Annotated in this window: 11 protein-coding genes and 2 tRNA genes; 9 read left to right on the top strand and 4 right to left on the bottom strand. The window is 71.8% G+C overall.

Translation table 11 applies throughout. The annotated features are described in order from the left end of the window. Positions 1–50 precede the first annotated feature (50 nt). Positions 51–992 (bottom strand): bifunctional DNA primase/polymerase, encoded by a 942-nt coding sequence (locus ACFXKG_RS06190; RefSeq protein WP_384833146.1) that lies wholly within the window; start codon positions 990–992, stop codon positions 51–53. Between the two features lie 393 nt (positions 993–1,385). Between ACFXKG_RS06190 and ACFXKG_RS06195 the strand changes: the two genes are divergently transcribed. From ACFXKG_RS06195 to ACFXKG_RS06205, 3 genes are all read left to right on the top strand, one after another. Continuing rightward, a complete protein-coding gene (locus ACFXKG_RS06195; protein ID WP_384833149.1) occupies positions 1,386–1,700 on the top strand; it encodes a hypothetical protein in 315 nt (104 codons plus the stop codon). A 259-nt stretch (positions 1,701–1,959) separates the two neighbouring features. After that, entirely contained in the window at positions 1,960–2,553 is a 594-nt protein-coding gene (locus tag ACFXKG_RS06200) for a SigE family RNA polymerase sigma factor (RefSeq protein WP_384833152.1), read from the top strand. 203 nt (positions 2,554–2,756) lie between these two features. After that, positions 2,757–4,439: a long-chain fatty acid--CoA ligase gene (locus tag ACFXKG_RS06205; protein WP_384833155.1), complete on the top strand. Its 1,683-nt coding sequence runs from the start codon at positions 2,757–2,759 to the stop codon at positions 4,437–4,439. A 119-nt stretch (positions 4,440–4,558) separates the two neighbouring features. Here ACFXKG_RS06205 and ACFXKG_RS06210 read toward each other — a convergent pair whose 3' ends face one another. Beyond that, positions 4,559–8,971: a PAS domain-containing protein gene (locus ACFXKG_RS06210; RefSeq protein ID WP_384833158.1), complete on the bottom strand. Its 4,413-nt coding sequence runs from the start codon at positions 8,969–8,971 to the stop codon at positions 4,559–4,561. A gap of 231 nt (positions 8,972–9,202) precedes the next feature. Further along, positions 9,203–9,676: an SSI family serine proteinase inhibitor gene (locus ACFXKG_RS06215; RefSeq protein WP_384833161.1), complete on the bottom strand. Its 474-nt coding sequence runs from the start codon at positions 9,674–9,676 to the stop codon at positions 9,203–9,205. A gap of 228 nt (positions 9,677–9,904) precedes the next feature. Between ACFXKG_RS06215 and ACFXKG_RS06220 the strand changes: the two genes are divergently transcribed. The 3 genes from ACFXKG_RS06220 (at position 9,905) to ACFXKG_RS06230 (ending at position 12,586) form a co-directional block, all read left to right on the top strand. Continuing rightward, positions 9,905–9,995: transfer RNA gene (locus ACFXKG_RS06220), tRNA-Ser, on the top strand. A gap of 173 nt (positions 9,996–10,168) precedes the next feature. Further along, a tRNA-Arg gene (locus ACFXKG_RS06225) sits at positions 10,169–10,241 on the top strand. 818 nt (positions 10,242–11,059) lie between these two features. Then, positions 11,060–12,586 (top strand): FAD-binding oxidoreductase, encoded by a 1,527-nt coding sequence (locus tag ACFXKG_RS06230; RefSeq protein ID WP_384833164.1) that lies wholly within the window; start codon positions 11,060–11,062, stop codon positions 12,584–12,586. Between the two features lie 448 nt (positions 12,587–13,034). Here ACFXKG_RS06230 and ACFXKG_RS06235 read toward each other — a convergent pair whose 3' ends face one another. Beyond that, on the bottom strand, positions 13,035–13,679 hold the full coding sequence (locus tag ACFXKG_RS06235; RefSeq protein ID WP_384833167.1) for a dihydrofolate reductase family protein: 645 nt from the start codon (positions 13,677–13,679) through the stop codon (positions 13,035–13,037). A gap of 245 nt (positions 13,680–13,924) precedes the next feature. Between ACFXKG_RS06235 and ACFXKG_RS06240 the strand changes: the two genes are divergently transcribed. The 3 genes from ACFXKG_RS06240 (at position 13,925) to ACFXKG_RS06250 (ending at position 16,711) form a co-directional block, all read left to right on the top strand. Then, positions 13,925–14,527 carry a signal protein gene (locus ACFXKG_RS06240; protein ID WP_384833169.1) on the top strand — a complete coding sequence of 201 codons (603 nt, stop codon included), beginning with the start codon at positions 13,925–13,927 and terminating at the stop codon, positions 14,525–14,527. 34 nt (positions 14,528–14,561) lie between these two features. Beyond that, the gene (locus ACFXKG_RS06245; RefSeq protein ID WP_384833172.1) at positions 14,562–14,966 is read left to right on the top strand and encodes a hypothetical protein; all 405 of its coding nucleotides are present in this window, start codon (positions 14,562–14,564) and stop codon (positions 14,964–14,966) included. Between the two features lie 236 nt (positions 14,967–15,202). Continuing rightward, a complete protein-coding gene (locus ACFXKG_RS06250) occupies positions 15,203–16,711 on the top strand; it encodes a hypothetical protein (protein ID WP_384833176.1) in 1,509 nt (502 codons plus the stop codon). Position 16,712 lies beyond the last annotated feature (1 nt).

The raw sequence follows: 16,712 nt of genomic DNA on the forward strand, positions 1-16,712 counted from the left end.
AAAACTGATCCGCAGGGGCCCGGGGGGTTTGGAGTTGCCGGCGTGTCGCCTCAGGGGCCGGAGGTGAGGCGGGCCGCCGAGGCGATCGTGGCGCGTGCCTCGCGCTCGTCGAGACCGGTTCGTACGGCCGCGTCGACCAGCGCCTCGGTGAGCGCGTCGCCGAAGCCGTGCTCGTACGCCCGGCAAGCGGCCCAGAACAGCCGGGTGTTGCGCTGCCCCTCGTGTGCGGCGAGCACGAACTGCACCAGGCCGTGGCCGCGCGCGGGCCGGTCCCGCGCGTGCCGGGGCCGGGCCGGCGGCGTCAGCAGGTGCAGCAGGGCGCGCGGGCAGGGCGCGGGCGCGAGTCCGGCCGTCCCCGGGGCGAGCCGGTAGGCGCCGCGGGCGGTGACGGAGCCGGGGCCCACGAGATAGCCGCCCGAGCCCCGTACGTCGATACCGGGCGCGAGCCGGCCGGCGGAGTTGGGCACGACGACGTCCGGCGGGCCGGTGAGCCAGATGTGCCGGCCGCCGCTGGGCGTCAGCACGACCACCGTGTCGGGCAGCGTGAAGAGGTGCTGGAAGGCGAGGTGCTGGAGCGCGGCCACGGAGTCCGGCGCGGGCTCCCGCAGGTCCCGCAGGTCCCGCAGGGAGTTGGCCCTGGGGTCCCGCGAAGGGCCGGGGGTGACCGCCCCGTCCGCCGGGCCGATGTCGAGGTCGATGCCGATGAGCTGGTACGGCGGCCGGCCGCAGGCGATCCCGTACCCCGTGGCCCAGGGCGCGGCGGCGAACAGCGCCCGTACCCCCGCCGGGTCGGTGGTGGCGTCGTGCACGCCGTGGCCGGGACGGCCGCACTCGCCGCGGCAGAGGGAGGGGCCGCCGGGTTCGTCCCGGTGCGGTGAGCGCAGGGCGGGGAGCTTGGCGGGGGACAGGGGGAAGACGGGGAGCCCGCGCCCGGCAGCGGACAGCGCGTGCGCGAGGGCCAGGGTGGCGGTCTGCCGGAGGGTGGTGGCCATGGCTCCATGTTCGTACAGGTGTTCGAAGAAAGGAAGGGGGGAGGGCTGAAAGGCGGTACGGGAGGAGGTGTTACGGGATGGATTTCGTCGCGGGGGTGACGGCGGGCCGGGAGTGCACTGAAACGCTTCATCTCTTGCGGCGTCCGGGTTCCGGGAAGTTCTCGCCGGGTCCGGTCTCTGCGGCCATGGTGCGATGCGGGGCTTTGAGGACGCATTGGGGTTTATCGACCTGTCCTCACGCTTGCGAGGGAATCAGCTCCTCCGGGGTGGTTCCGGCGGATTCGGTGGGCAATTCTGAGTTCGCGACGTCGCCACGAAGACCGGAGCGGTCGGCCAACCGCCCCGGATCGAACTGCACTTCCCGCCGTACTTCTGGTTCCTGGAGGAAATGACATGGCAAGCTTCCGTACCGCCCGTGCCTTCGCCGCTGTCGCCGCGCTGCCCCTGGCCGCCGCGCTCTTCACCGGGGTGGCCAGCGCCGACAACGGCGCCCTCGCCAACGACGGATCGAACGCCAGCGCGGCGTCGATCAGCGGCAGCGGGGTGGGCGGTCACAACTTCGGCAACTCGACGACCACGCAGCAGGTGGCGACGGGTGCCGGGGCGTCCAACCAGAACAACACCGCGAGTGTGGTGGGCTCGGGCTTCACCTCGATCGACCAGTCCAACGAGAACGTTTCGGTGAACTTCACCAATCTGTGGTGGTGAAAGCGGCCCGACGGGGGGCGTGACTGAGGGGTGAACGACGACCTGCGCGGCGGTGCGGAAGCACCGCCGCGCAGCCGTGCGCGCGGGCGGTGCGTCCGCCCGGCGGCGGGGCCGGTGCCAGGGTCGGCCCCTACAGTGCGCGTCCGCTTTCCTCCACCTTCAGGAGGTGTAGTCACCCCCACCCCTACACCCTGAGGCGGACACGTCTTCGGGACCTGGGGCCGATCCCCCGGCCGGGCGCCGCTCCTAGCGTGGAGCCATGACCACGCCTGTCTGCCCGAGCGCTTCCACAGCCGCCAAGTCGGCCGCAACGCCGGCCGCGCAGTACGTGCCGTACGCCGCGCAAGCGACGTATCCGCCCTACACGTCGTTCTCGTCGTACGTACGGGCGCGGGGGCCCGTGCTGCTGCGTACCGCCCGTTCGCTCACCGCCAACCCCTCCGACGCGGAGGACCTGCTCCAGACCGCGCTCACCAAGACGTACGTCGCCTGGGAGCGGATCGAGGACCACCGGGCCCTGGACGGCTATGTCCGCCGGGCCCTGCTGAACACCCGCACCTCGCAGTGGCGCAAGCGCAAGGTCGACGAGTTCGCCTGCGAGGAACTGCCCGAGCCCGCGGGCCTGCCCGAGCCGGACCCCGCCGAGCGGCAGGTGCTGCACGACGCGATGTGGCGCGCGGTGATGAGACTCCCCGACCGCCAGCGGGCCATGGTGGTCCTGCGGTACTACGAGGACCTCAGCGAGGCCCAGACCGCCGAGGTGCTCGGTGTCTCGGTCGGCACGGTCAAGAGCGCCGTGTCCCGCGCGCTGGGCAAGCTCCGCGAGGACCCGGAACTCTCCCCCGCACGCTGACGGCCCGATCCCCCGACGCACCGGTGGCTCCGACGTACGGATGGTCCCGACGCACCGGTGGTCCCGACGGATTCGGGGAACTTCCCGCGGCGGTTTCTACTCCTGGGTAGTGACATACCGGCTGGTACGCGCGCAGAATCTCGGCAGCGAAACACCGCCGCAACGAATCGCGACGCGACGCCAACGCCCACCGGGAGGACGCCGTGCTGAGCACCATGCAGGACGTACCGCTGACTGTGACCCGCATCCTGCACCAGGGGATGACCATCCACGGAGCGTCACAGGTCATCACCTGGACCGGGGAGAGTGAACCGCAGCGCCGCAGCTTCGCCGAGGTGGGCGGACGCGCGACCCAGCTCGCCCGCGCCCTGCGCGACGAACTCGGTGTCACCGGCGACGAGCCGGTCGCGAGCCTCATGTGGAACAACTCCGAACACCTTGAGGCGTATCTGGCAGTCCCCGCCATGGGCGCGGTCCTCCACACGCTCAACCTGCGCCTCCCGCCCGCACAGCTCGTCTGGATCGTCAACCACGCGGCGGACCGCGTGGTGATCGTGAACGGCTCGCTGCTGCCGCTGCTCGCCCCGCTCCTCCCGCAGCTGCCCACCGTCGAGCACGTCGTCGTCGCCGGAGCCGGCGACCGCACCGCGCTGGACGAGGCCGTCGCCGCGCGCACGGCGTCCGGGGCTCCCGTACGGGTGCACGTGTACGAGGAACTGATCGCCGGCCGTCCCACCGCCTTCGGCGCCTTCGACTGGCCGGAGCTGGACGAACGGTCCGGGGCGGCCATGTGCTACACCTCCGGCACCACCGGCGACCCCAAGGGCGTCGTCTTCTCCCACCGCTCCATCTACCTGCACTCGATGCAGGTCAACATGGCCGAGTCGATGGGGCTGACGGACCGGGACCTCTCGCTGGTAGTAGTCCCTCAATTTCATGTAATGGCTTGGGGGCTGCCGCACGCGGCGTTCATGACCGGCATCAGCATGCTGATGCCCGACCGCTTCCTCCAGCCCGCCCCGCTCGCCGACATGATCGAACGCGAACGGCCCACCCACGCCGCCGCCGTTCCCACCATCTGGCAGGGGCTGCTCGCCGAGGTCACCGCCCGCCCCCGGGATCTGACGTCCATGGCCCACGTCACCATCGGCGGTTCCGCCTGTCCGCCGTCCCTGATGGCGGCGTACGACAAGCTCGGGGTACGGCTCTGCCACGCCTGGGGCATGACGGAGACCTCGCCGCTCGGCACGACGTCCAACCCGCCCGCCGGACTCACCGCGGAGGAGGAGTGGCCGTACCGCCTCACGCAGGGCCGCTTCCCGGCCGGGGTGGAGGCACGGCTCGCCGGGCCCGGCGGCGACCTGCTCCCCTGGGACGGTGAGTCCGCCGGTGAGCTGGAGGTACGCGGACCGTGGATCGCGGGGGCGTACTACGGGGGCGCGGGCGCCGAACCCTTCAGGCCGGCGGACAAGTTCAGCGAGGACGGCTGGCTGCGGACCGGCGACGTGGGCGTCATCAGCCCGGACGGTTATCTCACGCTCACCGACCGGGCGAAGGACGTCATCAAGTCGGGCGGCGAGTGGATCTCCAGCGTCGAGCTGGAGAACGCGCTGATGGCCCACCCCGACGTGGCGGAGGCGGCGGTGGTCGCCGTACCGGACGACAAGTGGGGCGAGCGGCCGCTCGCGACGGTCGTCCTCAAGGACGGCGCGAGCACCGGATACGCGGAGCTGAAGGAGTTCCTCGCCGGGAAGATCGCGAAGTGGCAGGTGCCGGAGCGGTGGTCGGTGGTGGCCGCGGTGCCGAAGACGAGCGTCGGGAAGTTCGACAAGAAGGTGATCCGCAGGCAGTACGCGGACGGCGAGCTCGACGTGACGCGCCTGTAGACGCGGCGGCGCGGGGGCGTGGCGGCACGGCCGCGTGGCTGTCCGTACGGCGCCGCCACGCAGCCGATCGGCGTCGATCGGCTGCGACCGGCAGGTCAGTTGGTCAGCTGGTCAGATGGTCAGTTGGTACCGATCTTGGCGAGGAGGTCGACGATCCGGTCCTGCACCTCGGTGCTCGTGGAGCGTTCGGCGAGGAACAGCACGGTCTCGCCGGAGCTGAGCAGCGGCAGCTCCGCCTCGTTGATGCCGGCGGAGGTGTATATGACCAGCGGGGTCCGGTTCAACTGGCCGTTCGCGCGCAGCCAGTCGATGATCCCGGCGCGCCGGCGCCGTACCTGCATCAGGTCCATGACCACCAGGTTCGGCCGGATCTGGGCGGCGAGGTGGACGGCGTCGTTGTCGTTCGCGGCGCGCGCGACCTGGAGGCCGCGCCGTTCCAGTGTCTCTGTGAGGGCGAGCGCGATCTCCTCGTGCTCCTCGATCACCAGCACGCGTGAGGGGTGCTGCTCGCTGTCGCGCGGCGCCAGGGCCTTGAGGAGCACGGCCGGGTCTGCCCCGTACGCCGCCTCCCTGGTCGCCTGGCCCAGCCCCGCCGTCACCAGGACGGGGACCTCGGCGGCGACCGCGGCCTGGCGCAGCGACTGGAGCGCCGTACGGGTGATGGGGCCGGTCAGCGGGTCGACGAACAGGGCGGCGGGGAACGCGGCGATCTGCGCGGCGACCTCCTCGCGGGAGTGCACGACGACGGGCCGGTAGCCGCGGTCGCTCAGCGCCTGCTGCGTCAGGACGTCCGGCGCGGGCCAGACCAGCAGGCGGCGCGGGTTGTCGAGCGGCTCGGGCGGGAGTTCGTCGTCGACGGGCTGCGGCTGGGGGCGGTTGGCGACCTCGACCGCGCCACCGGGGCCGTCCAGCGGCTCGGGGCCTTCGGCACCCTCGTCGGGCGCCCCTATGGCGTACGACCGGCCCGCGGCCTGCGCGGTCGGCAGCCGCAGGCCGCCGCCCTGGGTGGCGCCGCCGGGGATCTGGGTGGTGGGGAGGCGGCCCCCCAGGGTCTGGTGCTGACCCTGGGCCTGGCCCGGCGGCTGTGGCTGCGGTTGCGTTTGCGGGGAGGCGGCGGCCCCGGCCGGCTCGGTGCCGGCGGGCGGGGTGCCGAGCTTGCGCCGACGGCCGGAGGGACCGGAGGGGCCCGAGGACGCGGTCGGCGGCTGGCCCTGCTGCGGGATCTGCTGCCCCTGCTGGGCCAGGGGCACGCCCTGGCCCAGCGTGCGCACGCTGAAGCCGCGGCTCTGGGTGGAGTCCGGCGGGACCGGGACCGGGACGGGGGCCTCTTCCGGCAGGGGCTGCGCGGGCGGCAGCGGCTGGTGCGCGCCGAGCCGGGGGTGCGGTACGGAGGACTCGGTGGACGGCTCCGACGCGGCGACCGACGCGGCGGCGGCCGTCGGCGCGGGCTCGGATTCCGGAGCGTGCGCCGGACCGGGGGCCGGAGCCGGACCGGGGGCAGGCCTTGCGACCTGCGCCGGTGCCGGGACCGCCGCCGGCCCTGTGACCTGCGCCGGCCCTGTGGCAGGCGCCGGAGCCGGGACGGCCGGGGCGGCGGGCGCGTCGGCGGGCGGGGGCTCCTCGGGCCAGCCCGGCGGCGGCGCCATGAACCCGAAGCCGGAAGTGGTCGGCATCCCCTGCCCGTTGGTCGCCGTTCCCGCGGGCCGGCCCGCACCCTGCCGGGGGAAGGCGCCGACCGGGGCGGCCGGTACGGGGCTGCCCCAGCCGCTCGGGTCCGGCGCCGCGGCCGTCTCGGCGGCGGGCACCGGGGCGGGGGCGGGAATGGGGCCGGGCTGGGCGCGGCGCCCCGCCGCGGGCAGGGGGTGCGGCTGCGGCGGGGTGTGGTCGTCGTCCGGAGCCGTGCGTACGGCGTCGTGCCGGCCCGGCAGCGAGGTGTCCTGGGCGGCGGGCGCGGGAACCCTGCGGTCCGCTTCGGCGGGCGGCAGGGCGAACGGGCTGCGAGCGGTGTCCGCCTCGGCCGGGGCCGGGGGCGGGACGCGCCGGTCCTGCGCGGGCGCGAGCGCCCGGCGCGCACGGCGCCCGGCGGGCTGCTGCTGGGAAGGCTGCTGGGGCTGCATCTGAGCGGGTACGGGCGCGGGCCCCACGGCGGCGGGCGCCGGGGCCGCGGCGTGCGCGACCGGAGCGGCGGGCGTGGCGTGCGCGACCGGAGCGCCCCCCTGGGGAGCGGACGGCCCGGACGGCAGCGCGGGAAGGGCCCGCTGACCGGGCCCGCCGTGCCGCGCGCGGCGTTCGGAGCCCGGCTCGACCGGTACGCCCTGCGGCGGCACGGCCGCGCCGAGCGCCGCGAGCCCGGTCGGATGCGCCCCTTCGGACGAGGTCACGACCGCGCCCTCCGACGGCGCGGGCACCGGCGCGGGCACGCCGCCCGGCAGCGCGACGGCGGCCCCGGGCCCGGCGCCGCCCGGCGCCGCGTCCTCGGCCGGGCTGGGCCGCCCGCGCCGCCGCCCCGTACCGCTCCCGGCGCCGGCGCCCGTGACACCGGCACCGGCCGTACCGTCGCCCGTACCCTCGGCTCCGGAGCCACCTGCGCCACCCGCGCCACTTGCGCTGCCGGCCCCGGACTCGATCGCGCGGGCCCTGCGCCGTCCCGTGGGCTCCCGATCCCGCTCGCCCGTCTCCTCCGCCGGGGAGTCCAGGAACGCGTCCGTGGTCGCCCGCCGCGCGCGCCGCCTGCCGCCGCCCGAGGTCCCGGGACCCTGCCCGGGGCCCGGATGCGGCGAAGGCGCCTGATGCTGCGCTCCCTGCGTACCCTCTCCGCCGGGCATCGCGGAGGGCGGCGGAACCGCCCCCGAGCCCTCGCCCAGCGGCAGCTCCAGGACGTACGCGCTGCCGTTCATCCCGGGCACCTCGTGCGTCTGCAGCACGCCGCCGTGCGCCCGTACGATCCCGCGCACGATCGGCTCGTGCACCGGGTCGCCCCCGGCGAACGGCCCGCGCACCTCGATCCGTACGACGTCGCCGCGCTGCGCGGCGGCCACCACGATGGTCGAGTCGACGTAACCGCCGGCCGCCGACGGCGCCTTCGTACGGCCCGTCGAGTCGACCCCGGCCACATCGGCGACGAGATGCGCGAGCGCCGTCGCCAGCCGGACGCCGTCCACCTCGGCCTCGATCGGTGGGGCGTGCACCGCGAACTGCGCCCGGCCGGGCCCGATCAGCTCCACCGCGCCCTCGACACCGGCCGCCACGACCCCGTCGAGCAGGGTCTTCGCCTTGGTGAGCGTCTCCGTACCGGCGTCGAGCCGCTGATAGCCGAGGACGTTGTCGACGAGCGTCGTCATCCGCGCGTACCCGGCGGCGAGATGGTGCAGGATCTGGTTGGCCTCGGGCCAGAGGTGGCCCGCCGGGTCGGCGGCGAGCGTGGTCAGTTCGCCGCGCAGCTCGTCCAGAGGCCCGCGCAGCGCCTCGCCGAGCACGGCGGTGAGCTGGGTGTGCCGGCCCGCGACATCCCCGTACCGCTCCGTCAGCCCCTCGATCTCGGCCGCGTACCGGTCACTGCGGTCGGCCAGCTCCGCCGCGTGCCGCTCCTCGGCGGCGGCCAGCTCGGCGGTGAGCCGGTCGGTCGTCTCCGTCAGCTCCGCGGTGAGCCGCTCGTCGGTCTCGGCCACCTCCGCGGTACGCCGCTCCTCGGCGGCGGTCAGCTCTGCGGCGTGCTGCTCGATGAGTTCGTCGTACGGGCGCCGGTCGGTGAAGGTCATCACGGCGCCGACGAGCTGGTCGCCGTCGCGCACCGGCGCGGTCGTCAGATCGACCGGCACCTTCTTGCCGCCCTTCGCCCACAGCACCTGCCCGCGCACCCGGTGCTTGCGGCCGGAGCGGAGCGTGTCCGCGAGCGGGGACTCCTCGTACGGGAACGGCTCGCCGTCCGCGCGCGAGTGCAGGATCAGCGGATGCAGCTCCTGCCCGCCCAGGTCGCTGGCGCGGTGGCCGAGGATCTGCGCGGCGGCCGGGTTGACGAGCACGACCCGCCCGTCGGTGTCCGTACCGACGACGCCCTCCGACGCGGCCCGCAGGATCATCTCCGTCTGGCGCTGCGAGCGGGCCAGCTCGGCCTCGGTGTCCATAGTCCCCGACAGGTCCCGTACGACGAGCATGAGCAGCTCGTCGCCGGTGTAGCTGTGCGAGTCGTTGTACGCGTCCCGGCCGTCCTCCAGGCTCGCGCTGGTCACCTCGGCCGGGAACTCGCTGCCGTCCGTGCGCCGCGCCATCATGCGGGTGGGCTTCGTACGGCCGCGGGCGTCGGCGGAGGCGGGGCGCCGCATCGAGCCGGGGATCAGCTTCGAGTCGAACTCGGGCAGCAGATCGAGCAGCCCGCGGCCGACCAGGGCCGTGCCGGGGGCCTCGAACATCTCCAGGGCGATGGTGTTGGCGTTGACGACCGTGCCGTTGGCGTTGACGAGCACCAGGCCGTCGGGGAGTGCGTCGAGTATCGCCGCGAGGCGAGCAGCGCCTCGGGATGGCCTGCTGCTCACGACGACGCTTCCTCCCTGAACCACTGCACCTTGCGGACGGCCGCACCCATCTTGCCTCTCGGCTCCCGGCCTGTCACTGATGGGAGTCTAAGGGCTGGAACGGGGGCAGCGGCGGCGATGAGGGGTACCTCTCGCCGGGGCCGCGGCCCGGGGCGGGTGCGCGTGGCCTGTGCCATGGTCACATCACCTACGCCCGGGGCCTTCAGCACCCCCGGCCCTGGCCCGCCGGTCCTACTCACCGGCCCCGGGAAGAACGGGCTCCAGCGTCCGCCAGCGGGAGATCTCGCAGCCGTTCTTCTTGTCGAAGGCGGCGTCGACGGCGCGGCCCTGCCAGGTCCCGGTGACGCGGGCGGTGGCGGGACCGCCGTACTGCATGGTGCACACGGCGTCCCGGCGGACCGGCGCGAAGGGATCCCGGCTCTCCCGGGCGAGCTCCGCCAGCCGGTCGCAGGCGGCCCGCGCCCGCTGATGCGTCCCGCCGACGGGCCGGCAGGTCAGCCGGTACGTACCGTCGGCCGCGGCGGCCCCGGAACCGGCGACGCTGACCGTGAGCTGATCCCCGGGGGCCGCCGCCTCCTGCGGCCAGGCCTCCTCGGTGAGGGGCAGCGGTACGGGCGCGAGCGGGGCGCCGGTGGCGGCGGCGGACGTACCGACGAGGGCGGCGGACGCGGCGACACCGAGAAAGAGGAGACGCAGACGCAGCATGAGGGCTCCTGACAGTGACCTGGACCTGACGGACAACGGACAACGGCATACGCCGGGCCCCACGCCCGGCCCCCTGCCTAACGCGCGCCGGTCCCCGGCGTTGCGCGCGGGTATGTGCTTTGCCCTGCGGCCCACCTGCCTAGTACCGTGAGGAGCGATTGGTGACACCCCACCTGGCTGTGTCATCATCTGCACGCACCCGTTTCGCGCCCGCGCGACACGGAAGCTGGAGGCGTCGCCTAGTCCGGTCTATGGCGCCGCACTGCTAATGCGGTTTGGGTCTTAAAGCCCATCGAGGGTTCAAATCCCTCCGCCTCCGCAGCGTCGATCACCGAAGCCCCGGCCTCACGGCCGGGGCTTCGGCCGTTCTCCCGATGTTTTCGACATCTCTGCAGGTCAGAGGGGGTGCGGGCAATGGATTTCACCTGACGCCGCAGGTCATGTAATGTTGTTCCCGCAACGCCGACCGGGAAGAAAAGCCCGGAACGCCAAGCACTCGTAGCTTAACGGATAGAGCATCTGACTACGGATCAGAAGGTTGCAGGTTCGAATCCTGCCGAGTGCACACAGGTCAAAGGCCCCGCCGGTTCGTCCGGCGGGGCCTTTGACATCAACGGATGACATCAACGCGGCCGGAAACCCGCCGTCAGTCGTCCACTCCCTCCGCTTCCGGCTCGTCGTCGGAGTCGTCGAGGTTGAGCGCGTCGTCCATGCGCTCCGCGGCCACCCGCAGGATCGGTGACGCGGCCCGTGATCGTGGCGAAGATCAGGCCGTCCGGCCGGCCTGGCGCGGGCTGCCACTTCTTCCCTGCGACCTTGCGTTGCCGCTCCTGCTGTTCCCGCCGGATGCGCTGCACGTTCCGTCGCACCCGGAGCCGGCCGTTCGTGAGATCGACGTCGGACCAGGTGAGTCCGAGCGCTCACCGAGCTGAGGCGTGAGGGGCGAGCGATTCTCGCTCACCTCTCCAACGGTCCTTCCCTCAACCCGAGCAGGGCTCCTCTACAGCAGCCCGACTGCTGTCGCCTCGGAGCGATCCTCCTGACGGTTGCCCGCGGTGGCCTTGGGGCGATTCGCGCGGAGGCACGAATCGCCCCATTACCGGCCCGCCTTGCGGCCCATCATCTTGAGAGCGCCCGCGTATTTTGACCGCTTCGACCAAGGAACAGCTTCGAGCAGGACGCGGTGCATCCCCAACCGGCTATGACGGGATCCCGCTGAGTTGCTCCTTCAGGGTGTCGTCACCGTACTCAATTGGCGTGTCGGGAAACACCGCATGGCCGCCCCGTTACCGTGCGGGCGTCGACCACAAAGGACTGCCCGGCGGCTGGCGGGTAAGGGCTCCCTCAGCGTAGCGGTGTAGCCCGATCGAGAGGATTTGGACCTTGAGCGATTTTTCCCGCCGCTACCTGCTCAGAGCGTCAGCGGCCGCCGGTGCCGGGGCGGTCGTCATCCCGGGCCTCACGGCCGCAGGCGCGCCGGACATTGCGGCCGCAAGCACCTCGGGCCTTCTGGCCGCGAGCGACCCGACCAAAAGGTCGACGGGATGTCCGCCGGCGAAGCTGACCGGTCGCGTCGTCCGCCCCGGTGACGACTCGTACACGGATGACCGCATCGACTACGACCAGCTGTTCTCTCACTACCCGCTGGTCATCGTCTTCGCCCAGGAGACCCAGGACGTGGTGAACGCCCTCACCTGGGCGCGGCAGCACAACGTCGCACTGCGGGTACGCAGCGGCCGCCATGCCCTGGAGGGCTGGTCGAACATCGACAACGGCATCGTGATCGACGTCAGCCAGCTCAAGTCGGTCCACATCAACACCGACGCTGGTATCGCGACGGTCGGCGCCGGCCTGACCCAGTTGGAAGCGGTGACGGCGCTCGCCGAGCGGGACCTCGCGGTCACGACCGGAAGCGAGGGCAGCGTGGGCCTGGTCGGTGCGACGGTCGGCGGCGGCCTCGGCCCCCTCAACCGCTACCTCGGCATGGCCTGTGACAGCCTGATCGGGACCGAGGTCGTCGTCCCGTCGGGTCGCGACTGCGCCGAAGTGATCCATGCCGACCTGAATGACCACTCGGACCTGCTCTGGGCGCTCCGTGGGGCGGGAAACGGCAACTTCGGAATCGTCACGCAACTCACCTACAAGGTGCACCCGCTCAAGCGCATCGCCTATGTGCAGGCGACCTGGGACGGCCTTACGGACCTGCATGGGATCTTCGATGCGTGGCAGCGTACGGTACCGTTCGCCGACAACCGCCTCGGATCCGAAGTCGAGATCCACAAGTCCCAGATCCTGCTGTTCGGGTGGCTCGCGGAGGGCACGGAGGCAGAGGCCAGAAAGTTGCTGGCTCCGATCCTGTCGATCGGCACGCCCGATGTGACGGTGCAGGTCGGTAACTGGGGCCCCATCTATGCCGGAGCCCAGGTCCCGCGCTCGCAGGAGCCCGCCAACGTGAAGTTCTTCTCGCAGTTCGCCAAGAAGCTGTTCCCGAAGAAGGCGATCGACGTCATCGGCCACTTCATGCGAAACGCTCCCACGGAGGAGAGCAACTACTTCGTCGATGCCTTCGGCGGGGCGATCAAGGAGGAGCCCCGCGGCGGCACCGCGTTCGTGCACCGCGACGCGATCTTCTACGGCGAGATCGGCGCAGCCTGGGGGACTCCTTCGACGACACCAGGCGTCTGCGACCCGCTCACCTCGGAGTGCCAGGCCTGGACCGCCGAATTCAGCCAGGCGATGCGCCGCTTCGTGGACGGCGCCTACGTCAACGTGCCGAACGTCGGCATGCAGGAGTGGGAGACCGCCTACTGGGGGAGACAGCACTTCGAGCGGCTGCGCGAGATCAAGGCGAAGTACGACCCCTGCAACGTCTTCCAGTACGAGCAGAGCATCCCGCCCGCGACACGCTGATCGACAGTTCGCCGTCGGGGCCCCGCCCCGGCCAGGCTCGGCCTTTCACGCAGAAGGGCCCGACGCAGTCGAAGGGGTGTCGTTAACCTCGGTCTTGCATGAGGGGTCGTCAGATTGCTGACGATCCCTCTGCTCGTTCGGAGTGAAGATTTCTGCTTGCGGGCAGGGCTGATGTTCCGGCTGTCATGCCGGGTGGGCACCGGGTTCCACGGCTCCGGTTGAGATGGTGCTGGTAGCAGGGAGGGGATGCTGCTGGTCAGCCAGGGTTGGGCAGAGCTTCGAGCCGGTCGAGGGCGATCTGGATGATCTCCGGCCAGATCTGGCTCCGGGGCGTGTCGTGCAGGGCAGGTTGCGCGGGCCGGGAGAAATCCGGGGGCCTCTCGCGTGGAAGGGCATCCGCTGGGGCGGATGCCCCCTCACCGTCGCAGCCCGAACTTGGGGCCCCGCCTCACCTTCGCCAGAACAGGTGGTGCGTCACGCCGCTCGGGCTGGGCACAACCTCCAGGTGGAACCGGTCGAGCAGTTCGTCGGGGGACTCCCAGAGCCGCAGTCCGGACCCCAGCCTTACCGGTGAGACCGCCACATGCAGGGTGTCGACGAGGCCGGCATCGAGGAACTGCCGGATGGTGGTGACCCCGCCGCCGAGTCGGACGTCCTTGCCCTGCGCCGCTTCCCGCGCCCGTTCGAGGACCGTGGCCGGATCGCCGTCGACGAAGTGGAACGTGGTGTCGGAGAGCGTGAACGACGGACGCTCGTGGTGGGTCATGACGAACACCGGCGTGCGGAACGGGGGCTCCTCCCCCCACCAGCCGCGCCATTCATGGTTCTGCCAGGGCCCGCGCTGGGGTCCGAACTTGTTGCGGCCCATGATCTCGGCGCCGATGTTGCGTGCGAAGTCGCGCGTGAAGTAGTCGTCCAGGCCCCGGCTCCCGCCGGAATCCGTGCGCATGGGCCAGCTCGCCGTGGCTCCGGCCCAGGCGAACAGCCTCTCGGGATGGTCGAAGCCGAACGGCCGCTCGAAACTCTGGGCCTCCCCGGCTGCGATTCCGTCACTCGAGACGTTGAAGTTCATCACTCTCAGTAGTTGATCCATGTCTGTCCTCGTCAGGTCCTGTCGCGTCATCGTGCGGCGGAGCGCCGCACACAATTACGTCGAACGGGAGGTGGCCGGATCGACAGCGACGCGCGACTTTTTTCCACGGCGTGCGAGGAATCGGCCCCCGTAGCGGCGGATCAGAAGGGTGCGGGTTCGGTGCCGGTTCCCGGTTAGGGTGACCGCTTGTATCGCATGACGGCTGGGGAGTCGAAGCATTCGTGCGAGGGGGTGGAGGGGCACTCATGAAGATCCGTACGGTCGGGGCGGGGCTCACGGCTGTGATGCTGGCCGCGCTCGTGGGGTGCGGGACAAGGGCCGGGGAAGCTGGAGAGGACGGAGAAGATCGCCTTTCTTCCGGGACGCTGCAGAGCCGGTGGTGGACGTGGGCGTCGACGGAGCCCGAGCTGACGAACCCGGTCGCCGATCAGAACGGCAGCGCGTGCGAGCGGAACCAGCCGCCGGACGTGTGGTTCCTCGCCGGCACCTTCGGCACGCACACCGAGCGCACGTGCGGCGTCCCCGCCGGAGTGCCGATCGCCTTCCCCTTGCTGAACCGGATCGGTGAGCCGGCGGACTGCGCGGGGTTCATGAGGACAGCCGAGGGGGCCGCCGTTCTGGACGGGAAGAACGTCGCCCCGGACACTCAGCGGGGCGAGCCGATCGAGGTGGAAAGCGTCGCCGGCAACCCCGTCACGGGCACGGGCGGACGCTTCACCACGACGGCCTGCGGACTCTGGGTCCAACTGCCTCCGCTGGAGCCCGGAAAGCACACGTTGACGATCCGCGGCCGGTCCGGCGATTTCACGGTCGGTGTGGACTACACCCTGATGGTGGACGCCACGTAGGCGAGGGGCCGGCGGATTCCCGGAGCGTGAGCCGGTGGAATACGGCACCGGGGCGGAGCATGATCGGTTCATGGAACGAGTCGTTGATCTCGATCAGGCGGCCGCGGTCATTGACGAGCGGGCTGCCGGCCTGCTGAGGGCCGGCCTTGAGGTCGGGCGGATGACATGGCGGGACGAAGCCGCGCCATGGCCCCAGCGATTCGAGACCGACCGGGCGATCGTGCGTGACCCCGACTCGGTCGGCGTGCTCATCACCGGCCCGGCGCACACCGAACTGTCCGTGGTGCTCTTCCGCGGCGGCTGGGCCGACGTGGACTTCCTCGCCGGTCTCGACGACGCCGGAACCCTGCCGGCCTTCGGCATCGAGTCAGCGGCGGAGTTCGGCAACCGGCTCGATCAGTGGGTGCCACGTGTGTTCGGGGAGATCCTCGCCACGTAGAACGGGAGAGGTGGCCGCCGGCTGCACTTGGTGAGGTGAGGGAAGCGTGAGCCGTGCTTCCTCCTCCCGCATCCACCACAACGCGTTCCGTGCGATCTGTGAAGTGTTTCCCCGCTGCACCCCTTCCGTTCGCCACGCGTGGCTACTCTCCAGTCGCCTTGGTCCGGCAGAGGAGAGGTACGTCCATGAACGCCCCGGTGTACCGCACCTCAACTCGGCAGTTAGTGGCTGCTCCGATGCCGAACCGGCAGCGCCGGGACGGGAGTGCGTCCGGGAACTCGGCGGAGCGCGCCCTCCTTGAGATCCAGTCCAGCGCCGGCAACCGGGCCGCGACCGCGGCGGTGCAGCGGGCCAGGGGTACCGCGAAAGGGAAGGCGCCGGAGAACGGCAACGCGTCCTCCGGGTCGAAGAGTTTTCGCGACCGGATCGCCAAGATCCTCGACAAGCTCAAGAAGAATTTCGAGCTCATCGACACCTTCGTCAAGGGCGTCCATGTGCCCGCCAACGCGGGCTTCTCCCAGCAGGCCTCCGCCACCGCCAACGAGGGCCTCAAGCAGTCCGCCGGCTCCTCGGGGACCGCCGCCGCGTCGGGGAACCTCGTCACGGAGACCGCCGGCACCCTGCTCAGTGGCATGGAAGCGGCCAAGGCCAAGAAGGACGCCAAGAAGCACAAGGCCGGGGCCGCCTTCCACGGAGCGGACAAGAAGGCCAACACCAAATCGGCCGACGCGGTCATCGGCGCCGCCAGCTCCGGAAGCTACGCCCTCGGTATCGCCAAGGAGCTGACCAAGGCCCAGAAGGCGGCGGGCGCCGCGACGGCGTCCGAGGCGAGCGGCATCGGCTCCGGTGTTGTCGGCGCGGTGAAGGGGGTCCGTGCGGCGGGCCGGGTCGGGCTGACGGCCCGTAAATACCGCGCCCTGAAAGGGCTCGGGAAGTCCGACCGGGTCGACGACGAGGCACTGGGCCGGCTGGACCAGGCGCGGCAGGAAGCGGAATGGGCCGCGGCCGAGGCGTATGTCGCGCTGGACGCCCACTGGGGTCACGAGGGTGAGGACCGGCTGGAGCGCGTTTCCGGCGCCATCGACGCGGCCTGGTCGGCGATGGGTGACGCCCGCGACGCCGCGAGAGACGTCCGGCAGGCCGAGGACGTGAACACGATGGACACGGTGCACACGTACGCGCTCGGCAAGCAGCGCAACAAGATGGGCAAGCAGGCGTTGACCGCCGTGGGCGAGTCCACCAAGGCCGCGGGCGGCATCGTGACGGCGGTCGCCGCCACGGCGGGAGGTGCCGGACTGGCGAGCAACCCGGTCGGCTGGGGCCTCGCCGCGGGCGCGGCCGGCCTCATCCTCGGGGTCACCGCCTACCGCGCGGGCCGCGCGGGCAAGAAGCGCTACGACGGTGCCCGCCACCCCGAACGCTGGGCGGAGGAGCAGACGTCGGCGGAGCCCGCTTCCCGGGAGGATGCGCTGAAGGAGGCCCTGAAGTTCTGGAAGAAGGTGGAGAACGGTGAACGCCAGGCCATGGCTCGTAAACTCTACGGACTGGCCGCGGGCGCGGACATCAAGGGCAGCGGCGACACATCGCCCGAAATGAGGAACTCGGCCAGAGCCCTTCTCGTCGCTCTCAAATCAGGCCCCGCCCACCAGCGGCTGTCTCCGGACGAGTGGGCGGAATCCCTCAACGACCCGGCGAAGAGCGCCGCCTGGGTCAAGGAGATCGCGGAACAGCTGTCCTCGGCCTGAT

Source organism: Streptomyces sp. NPDC059255 (assembly GCF_042752355.1).
In the GTDB taxonomy this organism is placed as follows: domain Bacteria; phylum Actinomycetota; class Actinomycetes; order Streptomycetales; family Streptomycetaceae; genus Streptomyces.